This is a genomic window from Caulobacter sp., assembly GCF_035254145.1.
In the GTDB taxonomy this organism is placed as follows: domain Bacteria; phylum Pseudomonadota; class Alphaproteobacteria; order Caulobacterales; family Caulobacteraceae; genus Caulobacter.
This window is the reverse complement of the sequence record NZ_DATFAV010000321.1, coordinates 1-9,741: the sequence shown is the minus strand read 5'-3', so window position 1 is coordinate 9,741 and position 9,741 is coordinate 1. Positions and strand designations below refer to the sequence as shown.

The following is a 9,741-nucleotide window of genomic DNA, read 5'->3' as shown; positions in this document are numbered from 1 at the left end:
CTGCGCGACGAGAACCGCGACCTGGTCGAGGCCCTGGCCCGCCGCAGCCATGACCTCAACAGCCTGAACCAGGAGCTGGAGGCCCGGGTCGCCCTGCGCACCAGCCAGCTGCAGGACGTCAGCCGCCGCGCCCAGAGCGCCAACCAGGCCAAGTCGCGGTTCCTGGCCACGGTCAGCCACGAGATGCGCACGCCGCTGAACGCCATTCTCGGCGTCGGCCAGATCCTGGCGCGCTCCAGCCTGACCAAGACCCAGCGCGAGCAGGTCCTCGAGATCAAGGGCGCGGCGCGACGCCTGCGCATGATGATCGACGACGTCCTGGACCTCTGCCAGCTGGACGACGGCGCGCTGAAGCTGAAGTCGCGTCCGTTCCGCCTCGCCGCCCTGGCCCAGTCGCTCGACGACCTGCACCGGCCGACGGCCGAGGCGCGCGGCCTGCGCCTGACCATGCAGCTGGAGGCCGCGTCCGACGACACGCGGCTGGGCGACGTCGACCGCCTGCGCCAGGTAGTCAGCCTGCTGATCGACAACGCCCTGAAGTTCACCCAGGAAGGCGGCGTCGACTGCCGCATCCGCGGCGCGGACGACGCGCTGCTGATCGAGGTCGTCGACACTGGCGACGGCGTCGCCCCCGAGAAGCTGGCCGTGATCTTCGAGCGCTTCAGCCAGATCGACGATTCCACCAAGCGTTCAGCGGGCGGCATCGGCCTGGGCCTCGCCCTCTGCCAGGGCCTGGTCAACAAGATGGGCGGCGCGATGTCGGCCTCGTCCAAGCCGGGCGAGGGTTCGACCTTCACGATCCGCCTGCCCTGCCCGCGGGCCGACCACGCGGCGCCCCGGCGGCCGACGGGCTTCCACGGCGAGGCGCGGCCCGCCCTGCTGGTCGTCGACGACAACGCGACGAACCGGAAGATCCTGGCGGCGCTGATCGAGCCGTTCGGCATCGCCTGCGGCTTCGCCGCCGACGGGCGAGAAGCGGTCGAGGCCTGGCGGCGCCAGCCCTGGGACGCGATCCTCATGGACGTCCACATGCCGGTGATGGACGGGGTGGAGGCCACGCGGACCATCCGCCTGGAGGAAGACCGTTCCGGCCGGCCGCGCGTGCCGATCGTGGCCGTCACCGCCAGCCTGCTGGAGCAGGAAACGGCCGGCTACCACGCCGCGGGCATGGACGACGTGCTGCCCAAGCCTATCGAGGCCGCCGCCCTGGCCGAGATGCTGGCCCGCTGCGTCGGCGGCATGGCCGAGACGGTCGAGGCCGACCTCTAGGCTCTATCTCAAGACGAACGCCCGGAATTCATCGGGCGGCTCGCACCCGGGCGAGGACGGCTTGGGCGGCGCGCGCTCGGCCTCGGAAGGCTTGCCCTCACCGCGGATCACCTGAACCTGCTTGACGCAACGACCGTCGGCGACCCGCTGCATGCGGACCTTGCGGATCTCGAACCGGTGGGACTCGGCGGCCTGGACCCAGGCATAAGCGGCTACGCCGCCTCCGCCGCCCACCGCAACGGCCAGCACGGCCCCAGCCGCGACCCAGGCTGGGCCAAGACCCCAGCGCGTCGAGGGCGGGCCGGCGGCCCGCGGCGGCGCCTCGAAGATCCAGCGATAGCCCAGCTTGGGCACGGTCTCGATGAAGCGCGGCGCGCGGACGTCGTCGCCCAGCGCTCGACGAAGCTTGGCGACCGCCTGGCTGAGCGCCTCGTCCGAACCTTCCAGATCGCCCCAGACGGTCTCGATCAGATGATCGCGCGACGCGGTCAGGCCAGGCCGCTCGGCCAGGGTCAGCAACAGGCTGAAAACCCGTGGCTCCAGCGTGCAGGCGCCGTTCGGGGTTCGTACGCGGCGGCTCTCGACGTCGATCGTGACGTCGCCGAACGCCAGCGCGACCGAAGCAAGCCGATCGTCAGCTTTCCGAGATGTTTCCGTCAGGACTTCCACGCGGCGGTCGACTCCCTTGCGCTCTTCCAACCTCATAAGGAGACGAATGTGCGGCGCAATTTGGTCATCGCGATCGGGCTTGGTCTAACGATCGCCACCTCGCAACCTGGCCTGGCCATGCCCGTGGCCCAATCGGTCGAGGCCGCCGCCTATGGCGAGGCGGTCGACAGCCTGGCCGGCAAGCTGGAGGCGTCCTATGTCGACCCCGCCGTGGGCAAGCTCTATGCGGCGATGCTGCGGGCGAACCGGGCGACCTATCTACGGATCGACGACCCCGCCGTCCTGGCCAAGCGCCTGACAACGGACCTCCAGGCGGTTCACGCGGACGGTCACCTGCGGGTGTCGATCCCGGGCGTCGGGGGCGCTCCGGGCCCGCGCGCCGCGCGCCCCTCGGACGGACCGGCCATCCAGGATCCCAAATGGATCGCCGACGGCGTGGCCTATGTCCGCTTCACCATGTTCGACGGCTCGCCCGAGAGCCTGGCGACGCTGGAGGCCTTCATGAAGGAGCACGCCGACGCCAAGGCGATCATCTTCGACGCACGCGGGCACCATGGCGGCGGGCCCGACGAGATGGACGTCATCCTGCCCTATCTGTTCGCCCAGCCGACCCGCCTGGTCACCCTCGACCTGGCCCAGTCGGTGGTCGACGCCCTGGAGGAGCCGCCTCGAGACCCGGCCTATATGCGCCACGTGGTCGGGCCGCCCGGCGTCTATCGTCGCGAGCACTGGGTCACGCCCAACGCCGAAACCCGCCTTCGCGGCGCCAAGGTGTTCTACCTGACCTCCCGCGCCACCGCCTCGGCCGGCGAGCACCTGGCCTTGGCCCTGCAACGCACCCATCGCGGCCTCGTCGTCGGCGAGCGCACCGCGGGCGCCAACCACTTCGGCGGCTTCGAACCCATCGGCGCTGGCTTGACCGCCTTCGTCCCCGTGGGTCGCGCGTTCGATCCCGACACCGGCAAGGACTGGGAAGGCGTGGGCCTGACGCCCGACGTCGTCGTCCCAGCCGATCAGGCCCTGGACAAGGCGCTGGAGCTGGCCCGGGCGGGCGTCTAGAGCCCCAGGGCGCTTCGTAGGAACGCGTCGGCCCGGCTCAGCATCTGGGCCCGGGTCGGCGCGTCATCCAGCTGGTGGTCGAGGCCTGGATAGACCACCAGCTCGGCCTTGCCGCCCGCGCCCTTCAGGCGCGACAGCATCAGGCGCGATTCCCCCACGCCAACGTTCACGTCCTGGTCTCCGTGGAACATCAGCACCGGCGCGGTGATCTTCTCGGCGTTCTGGGCCGGCGAGCCTTCCTTGACGTGGGGGCCGCGCCCGACGAACGCGTCGACCACCTTGTAGTTGGTGAAGTTCTTGAACTCCTGGCGCCAACTCTCCAGGTCGGTCACCGGGGCGATGGCGACGACGCCCTTGAAGACGTTCGGGTCCAGCACCGCGCTCTGCAACGCCGCGTAGCCGCCATAGGACCAACCGACGATCGCCAGCTTGCCCGGCGCGGCGATCCCCTGGGCGGTCAGCCAGCGTCCCGCGTCGTTGACGTCGCCGATCGCGGTCTTCCAGGACTGGAAGCCGTTCTTCTGGAACCAGGCCTCGCCATAGCCGGACGAGCCTCTGAAATTGGGCTGCAGCACCGCGAAGCCCTGGTGGGCGAAATATTGCGACAGCCAGTCAAAGCCCCATTCGTCCCGCGCGCTGGGCCCGCCATGCGGCATGACGATCGCCGGAAGGTTCTTGCCGTCCGAGCCCGGCGGCAGGGTCAGATAGGCCGGCACGGCCGCGCCATCGGCGGCGGCGTAGGTGACCGCCTTGACCGGCGCCAGCTTGTAGCCCGCCAGGTCGGGACGCTCGGGCGCGACCTCGCCCAGGCGCTTGGTGTTGCGGTCGTAGAGATAGTAGCGGCCGGGATCCACGTCGCTGCCGGCCCAAAGCAGCAGGCGCTTCTCGTCCTGGCTGACGTCGACGAAGCTGACCCTCGGCGCGCCCGGCAAGGCCTTGGACAAGGCGGCCTCGAGCGCCTTCAGGCCCGGGTCGAAGAACACCGTCTGACGCTTGTCGGTCACGAAGCTGGCGCCGACCACGCGATGCTGGCGCCCGACGCGCACCAGTTCGTCGATGTCGACGTCGTCGCGCGCCACCAGCACCTCGCGCTTCCACGACCCGTCCAGCGACACCCGCACCAGCGCGTCGCGCCCGTTGACGGTCTGGAAGCCGTAGGCCGCGTTGAGGTCGCGATCGACGGCCTCGGGCTTGAAATCGGCCATCTCGCCGGCGGTCGGGATCGCCTGCCACTGGCCGCCCGCGGCGGGGCGGTGGAAATAGACGACGCGGCCGCTGAGATAGCCGCTGCTGTTGCTGGGCGCGAGGGCCATGATCCGCAGCGCGCCGTGCTGGTCGGAGATGTAGCCGATGGCGTCGCCGCGCGGCGCCTCGACCGTCTGGCGGACCATGGTGGCGGTGTCGACGCGTTCGACCGCCAGGCCCTTCTTTTCGCTCGAACCGATCAGGGTGCCGGTCGAATTCTCGCCCTCGTACAGGCGCGTCAGCAGCACCGAGCCCGTCGCTTCGCCGGCCAGCCAGTCGACGATCTCGCCGCCGCTCTGGTGATAGCCCTGCTCCCAGGACGACGGCTTGGCCGACAGCTCCTTCACGCCAGAGCCGTCGGCGTTCACCGCGACCAGGCGGCTGTAGCGCATCCGCGTCCCGTCGCTCTTGAGCAGCATCCGCAGCTCGCAGATCAGGCGCGTGTTCGACACCCAATTGCATTCCGACAACCTGTAGGGGCGGCCGTCGGCCGTCAGGATGGGCTTTGGCGCGCTGGAACCGTCCAGGCGCGCCACGAACACCGCGCTGGACTGGGCTTCGGCCAAGGGCTGGACCAGGGCCACCGACTGGCCGTCCGGGGAAAGGCTGGCGCTCAGCACCGCCGGACGCGCCCCGAACGCGCGCGCCGCCTCGCCGTCGGCGGCCAGGACCACGCCCGCTGGGGCCAAGGCGGCGAGAACCAGGCCGGTCATGGCCCGACGGAAAATCTTGAACATTGCGACTCTACTGGAGATTGACGCCCTATCCTCACTAGACGCCGCGACCCCGCGCAAAATCAAGTCTCGCAACACGGCTTGAGTACCATCCCGAGGCGGGCTAAACGGAGCATCCTTCTGGCGGGCGTAGTTCAGAGGTAGAACGTCAGCTTCCCAAGCTGAATGTCGGGGGTTCGATTCCCCCCGCCCGCTCCAGTCTCTCCCCACCCCTCACGTTGACGCTCGCCGGCTTCGGGCGCACGATCGCCTCAAACAGACGTTTGGGGAGAAACGCAATGGCCGATGGCGAGGATCATCCGCACGCTCATGACCGGGCCAAGTTCCACGCCATGGTCGACGGCACGCCAGAGGACTGGGCGATCATCGCCGGCGCGGCGGGCGAGTTCGGTCGCGAGTTGCCGACACGGCTGATCGCGCACCTGAATCTCTTGAAGGGCGACTGCGGCGGCTTCGCCATCGACCGTCTCGAACACAGCCTGCAGACCGCCACCCGCGCTCACCAGGCCGGCGAGGACGAGGAATATGTCGTCTGCGCCCTGCTGCACGACATCGGCGACATCCTAGGTCCGCGCAATCACGCCGACATCGCCGCGGCGATCGTCCAGCCCTTCGTGTCGGAGCGGAACCACTGGATGGTGGCCCACCATGCGATCTTCCAGGGCTACTACTTCTTCCACCACCTGGGGCTGGACCGGAACCTGCGCGACCAGTTCCGCGGCCATCCTGACTTCGAATACACGGCCAAGTTCTGCCATGTGTACGACCAGGAGGCCTTCGACCCGAGCTTCAAGTCGATGCCTCTGGAAGCGTTCGAGCCGATGCTTGGGCGCGTGATGAGCACGCCCAAGCGGTCGATCTACATGCCGTCTCGGGCGGCGGAATAGGCCGCCCTACTCTTCCCGCTTGGCCTTGATCCCCAGCTTGGCCAGCTGGGCCTGGACACTGTCGGGACCCACCAGGTGTCCCGAGCCGACGGCGACGAAGCTGACGCCCGAGCCGGCCAGCTTGGCCTTCAGCTGGCGCGCCCAGTCCTCGTTCCGCTTGACGATCAGCAGATCGTAGAGCTCGGGATACTTGCCCTTCATGTCGGAGACGAACTCGGCCTCCAGCGCGGCCGTATCCCCTGCGGCCCAGGCGGCGACCATCTTGTCGATCTTGTCGACGCCCTCGTCGGCGTCCTCCAGCGTGGCGCGCAGGAAGTCGGCCTCGGTCTGCGGCGGCAGGTCGGCGAAGAAGCGGATCTGCTGCTCGGGCGTCTCCAGCGCGGCCTCGACCTTGCCGGTCTCCTTGGCCGACTTGGCCAGCACTTGCTCCACGCCGCTGCGGGGGTCATAGCCGGCCTTGATCACCGGGGCCATCGACAGCGAGACCGCCGCCAGCCACGGGCGCATCGACTCCAGGACCTGGGGCGGCACGCCGCCGCCCTGGGCCACTTCGGCGACCCGCTTGAACTGATCGGCCCCGATCTTGGCCGACAGCGGATGGGCCGTATCCAGGCCGTACTTCAGGACCAGCGGCTGCATGACCGCCGGATCGTCGGCGCCGACGATTTCCAGCGTCAGGTCGGCGCTGCTCTTGAAGGCCTGGTCGATCTTGGCCGACCGCCATTGGGTGTCGGGCTTGAGCACGTGAACCGTGCCGAACAGGTAGATGGTCGAGTCGCTGTCCTTGATCGCCCACAGGGCGGGCTCGGCCAGGGCCGTTCCCCCCACGCCAAGCGCTAGGACAGAGGCCAGACCCGCCGCCAGGCGGCGCAGTGAACAACCGATCTTGAGAAGCATGGGATCTCCGTTTCGCTTCTAGAATTCAGGCGAGGCGACCGCGAGCGCAAGGACCGCCGCGCGAGCGCCGACTATTTCAGGAAGGCTTCGACGGCCTCGGCGAACGCCTTGGGCTGGTCGAGCATGATGAAGTGGCGGCTATCGTCGATCCGCTTCAGGACCGCGCCGGGCTGGGCCGCGTAGGCGTCGGCGTAGATCTTGTCGATCGTCGCGGGCGGCGCGCCCATGGCCGGATCGTAGGGATAGAGCAGCGTGATCGGCGCCTTGACCCCAGCCAGACCGCCCCGGGCGTCGGTGGTCATCAGATCGTACATCGCGCGGCCGACCACCGATTGCGAAGAGGCCTTCGACCATTCCAGCGCCAGCTTCTGGCCCTCCGTCGACTTGACGAAGCGCGGCATGGTCATCGCCTGCTGGCTCGCGAACGCCTCGGGGCTCATGGCGACCACGCCATCGCGCATCGCCGCGGCCTGCGGCCTGACGCTTTCGGGCGTGGCGGCGGGCGAGAACAGCAGCGGGAAGAACGGCAGGCTGTCGACGACCAGCAGCCGGCCGACATCCTCCGGGTGGCGCTCGGCCAGCAAGAGGCCCATGAAGCCGCCCATCGAATGACCGATCACGGCCGGCGACTTCAGCTTGGCGGCCTTGATGTAGGCGTCCACCGCCTCGACCAGAGGCTCGACCACCGGCCCCTCGGCGTCGCCGGCGACGGGCGCGCCGGCGAAGCCCGCCACCTGGACGACATGGACGCGATGGGTGGCCGACAACTGACTGACCGTGGCGTCCCAGACGGCGCCGGACGAGGCCAGGCCTGGAATGAGCACGACATCAGGTCCCTTGCCGGTGACGGTCACGCTCATCCGGTCCTGGGTCGCGGCGTGGGCGTGACGGCCGCCGAACACGCCCAGGGCGGACAACATGGCCATCAGGATGGCGAAGCGGCGGATGGGTTTGCGCATGACGTTCTCCTTGAACAGGCGCGCGAAAGGGTTCGGCGACGCCGCGCCGAGCGAAAGGGTCGAAAGCCGCCGGGAGGCGATGTGTCAGGCTTCGTCCTGGAAGATCGCCTCGATCGGCTGGCCGAACAGCCGGGCGATCTTGAAGGCCAGCGGCAGGCTGGGGTCGTACTTGCCCGTCTCCAGGGCGTTGACGGTCTGACGCGAGACCTCGAGCCGCTCGGCCAGGTCAGCCTGGCTCCAGTCCCGCTCGGCGCGCAGGACCTTCAGGCGGTTCTTCATAGGTAACGCCTGCGGATCAGAGGCTGGCTCAGCCCCCAGGACAGGCAGAAGAGCGGGAACACCAGGAACAGCGGCGGCGCGGCGACCACCTTGGCGTTGCTGAGGAAGCCCCAGACGGTGGTGACCGCCAGCACGACACCGAGACCCCAGATCATCGCCTCGACATGCACCGCGCGCTCGAACTCGTCCGGCTCTTCCTTCAAGTAGAGGCCCATCACGACAAGCACGCCGAGAATGGGAAGGGCCGGCGCGGCGGCGACGAACCACAACAGCGGGCCCGACAGGCTCACGCCACGAAGCAGATAGAGCGACCCCATCAGCAGGACGCAGTAGCTCATCATGGCCACCGCAAGCCTGCGCCGATAGCGCTGCATGACGGGACCGATCCGACCGGTCTTAAGCCGCGCGCTGCCGTAGAAGACGTAGGCCAGGAAGACCACGAACCAGACGAAGACCGCGATCGGAAAGGCCACGCCCCTGACCAAGTGCGAGAAGGCCAGGAAGAAGGGCACGGCCGATAGCGCGACCACGCCGGCGAGGAACAAAACCCACTTCAGCCAAGGCGATGTTTTCTGGGCCATGAGGCTCTCCCTTCGACGTTGAGGATCAGCGCTGGCGCAGCCACCAGCCGGCCCAGACCAGGCCGTAGCCGATCAGCTGGGCGGTCAGCAGCGACATGAACCCAAGGGTCACCCATTCGGCGGGCGGGCGCTGGCCAAGGACCGCGACCAGCCGTTCCGAGCTGATCAGGACCGCGATCGGCAGCATCGCCAGCATGCCGCCCGTGCCGCCCCAGAACCAGGCGAACTTGTGGGCCTCGCGCGCGGCCTCGTCGATGTTGCGCCAGTAGACGACCGAGGCGGCGAACATCGCCACGATGACAAGGATGCTGGCGGCCAACAGCAGCCCCCGCGGCAGCACGATCTCCAGATCGCTCAGCAGGTAGCTGCCGGCCCCGGCGACCCCGCCGGCCAGGAAACACCCGACCAAGATCTGCTGCGCCAACATCTGGCGCTTCCCCTGGCGCCCAACCTCACCGCTCATGACAAGCTCCCCAATCGAAATGACAAGGAAAGTTGTCATTATCGGTCCGACATGTCAAGCGAAGTTGTCATATTGTCTAGGATAGATGACTAAACGCCGGAAAATCCTGGCGTTTTCAGGCGGCTTCGCGTCCCAGGAACGGATCGGAGCGGAGGGCGTCCGGGGTCAGGCCTCGCCAATGGGTGGCCTCGAGTCGCTTGGCGGCCAGGGCGCGGCCCAGAACCCCGGGTCGAGGGCGGCTCACCACTTGCCAGCCGTAGCGCGAGAAGCGGTCGCCGAAGTCGGACCAGCGGATCACCCGCCCCTGGGCGTCCTGGCGCCACATGGACTTGTCGCAACCCGGGATACGCGCGCAGCGCTCCCACGCGTCCACGCGCCCCTGGAGGATCAGAAACGGGTCTTGAACGATGCGAGCCAAGACGGGACTCCGTGCACTTTAGCCGCTCTCCGCGCCCGGCGACTCAAGGAGACGCCTTCGCGAGAGCCGGACTAGAATTTGTGCAAAGGCACGCAGTGTCCACCAGATGTAGTGCGGCGCGTTGCCGCGCGGCGCGAACCTGCGACAGCTCCGCCGAGAGCCGTCAGGACCAGATCTTGAAATGCTTCGAGAGCTTCAGACCCTGGCGCTGGTAGTGCGAGCCGCCTTCGCCGTACAGCCGGGCCGGCCGCGCGGTCAGCGGTTCGTAGACCAGGCGCGCC

The 9,741-nt window shown here is 68.6% G+C and carries 10 protein-coding genes, 1 tRNA gene and 2 pseudogenes; 4 read left to right on the top strand and 9 right to left on the bottom strand.

From position 1 onward, the window contains the following. Positions 1-1,269 (top strand): ATP-binding protein (locus tag VJ655_RS19185; protein ID WP_324113872.1); only part of this gene is annotated, 1,269 nt, incomplete at its 5' end. 3 nt (positions 1,270-1,272) lie between these two features. Here the strand turns inward: VJ655_RS19185 and VJ655_RS19180 are convergent. After that, a complete protein-coding gene (locus tag VJ655_RS19180; RefSeq protein ID WP_324113870.1) occupies positions 1,273-1,938 on the bottom strand; it encodes a winged helix-turn-helix domain-containing protein in 666 nt (221 codons plus the stop codon). A 48-nt stretch (positions 1,939-1,986) separates the two neighbouring features. Here VJ655_RS19180 and VJ655_RS19175 point away from each other — a divergent pair, with 48 nt between their 5' ends. After that, positions 1,987-2,997 carry a S41 family peptidase gene (locus VJ655_RS19175; protein ID WP_324113868.1) on the top strand — a complete coding sequence of 337 codons (1,011 nt, stop codon included), beginning with the start codon at positions 1,987-1,989 and terminating at the stop codon, positions 2,995-2,997. Here VJ655_RS19175 and VJ655_RS19170 read toward each other — a convergent pair. Further along, positions 2,994-4,979: an alpha/beta hydrolase family protein gene (locus VJ655_RS19170; RefSeq protein WP_324113866.1), complete on the bottom strand. Its 1,986-nt coding sequence runs from the start codon at positions 4,977-4,979 to the stop codon at positions 2,994-2,996. The genes VJ655_RS19175 and VJ655_RS19170 overlap by 4 nt on opposite strands. A 120-nt stretch (positions 4,980-5,099) precedes the next feature. Between VJ655_RS19170 and VJ655_RS19165 the strand changes: the two genes are divergently transcribed. Both VJ655_RS19165 and VJ655_RS19160 read left to right on the top strand, forming a co-directional pair. Then, positions 5,100-5,174, top strand: a tRNA-Gly gene (locus tag VJ655_RS19165). A gap of 80 nt (positions 5,175-5,254) precedes the next feature. Next, positions 5,255-5,863 carry an HD domain-containing protein gene (locus VJ655_RS19160; protein WP_324113864.1) on the top strand — a complete coding sequence of 203 codons (609 nt, stop codon included), beginning with the start codon at positions 5,255-5,257 and terminating at the stop codon, positions 5,861-5,863. Positions 5,864-5,869: 6 nt separating this feature from the next. Here the strand turns inward: VJ655_RS19160 and VJ655_RS19155 are convergent, their stop codons facing one another. The 7 genes and pseudogenes from VJ655_RS19155 to VJ655_RS19125 form a co-directional block, all read right to left on the bottom strand. Further along, on the bottom strand, positions 5,870-6,760 hold the full coding sequence (locus tag VJ655_RS19155; protein ID WP_324113862.1) for a TraB/GumN family protein: 891 nt from the start codon (positions 6,758-6,760) through the stop codon (positions 5,870-5,872). Between the two features lie 71 nt (positions 6,761-6,831). Continuing rightward, on the bottom strand, positions 6,832-7,719 hold the full coding sequence (locus VJ655_RS19150; protein WP_324113860.1) for an alpha/beta hydrolase: 888 nt from the start codon (positions 7,717-7,719) through the stop codon (positions 6,832-6,834). 84 nt (positions 7,720-7,803) lie between these two features. After that, complete coding sequence (locus tag VJ655_RS19145) at positions 7,804-7,998, bottom strand: helix-turn-helix transcriptional regulator (RefSeq protein WP_324113858.1); 195 nt, start codon at positions 7,996-7,998, stop codon at positions 7,804-7,806. After that, complete coding sequence (locus VJ655_RS19140) at positions 7,995-8,579, bottom strand: hypothetical protein (RefSeq protein WP_324113856.1); 585 nt, start codon at positions 8,577-8,579, stop codon at positions 7,995-7,997. The genes VJ655_RS19145 and VJ655_RS19140 overlap by 4 nt, the downstream gene beginning before the upstream one ends. A 25-nt stretch (positions 8,580-8,604) precedes the next feature. Next, positions 8,605-9,042: a hypothetical protein gene (locus VJ655_RS19135; RefSeq protein ID WP_324113854.1), complete on the bottom strand. Its 438-nt coding sequence runs from the start codon at positions 9,040-9,042 to the stop codon at positions 8,605-8,607. A 115-nt stretch (positions 9,043-9,157) separates the two neighbouring features. Then, positions 9,158-9,472, bottom strand: a pseudogene (locus tag VJ655_RS19130) (hypothetical protein); the annotation flags it as partial. 151 nt (positions 9,473-9,623) lie between these two features. After that, a pseudogene (locus tag VJ655_RS19125) lies at positions 9,624-9,741 on the bottom strand (2'-deoxycytidine 5'-triphosphate deaminase domain-containing protein); the annotation flags it as partial.

What these genes read in the sequence shown, in the direction of transcription:
- VJ655_RS19140 (WP_324113856.1), bottom strand. Translation starts at nt 8,579, where the DNA reads ATGGCCCAGAAAACATCGCCTTGGCTGAAGTGGGTTTTGTTCCTCGCC.
- VJ655_RS19150 (WP_324113860.1), bottom strand. Translation starts at nt 7,719, where the DNA reads ATGCGCAAACCCATCCGCCGCTTCGCCATCCTGATGGCCATGTTGTCC.
- VJ655_RS19135 (WP_324113854.1), bottom strand. Translation starts at nt 9,042, where the DNA reads ATGAGCGGTGAGGTTGGGCGCCAGGGGAAGCGCCAGATGTTGGCGCAG.
- VJ655_RS19170 (WP_324113866.1), bottom strand. Translation starts at nt 4,979, where the DNA reads ATGTTCAAGATTTTCCGTCGGGCCATGACCGGCCTGGTTCTCGCCGCC.
- VJ655_RS19145 (WP_324113858.1), bottom strand. Translation starts at nt 7,998, where the DNA reads ATGAAGAACCGCCTGAAGGTCCTGCGCGCCGAGCGGGACTGGAGCCAG.
- VJ655_RS19160 (WP_324113864.1), top strand. Translation starts at nt 5,255, where the DNA reads ATGGCCGATGGCGAGGATCATCCGCACGCTCATGACCGGGCCAAGTTC.
- VJ655_RS19155 (WP_324113862.1), bottom strand. Translation starts at nt 6,760, where the DNA reads ATGCTTCTCAAGATCGGTTGTTCACTGCGCCGCCTGGCGGCGGGTCTG.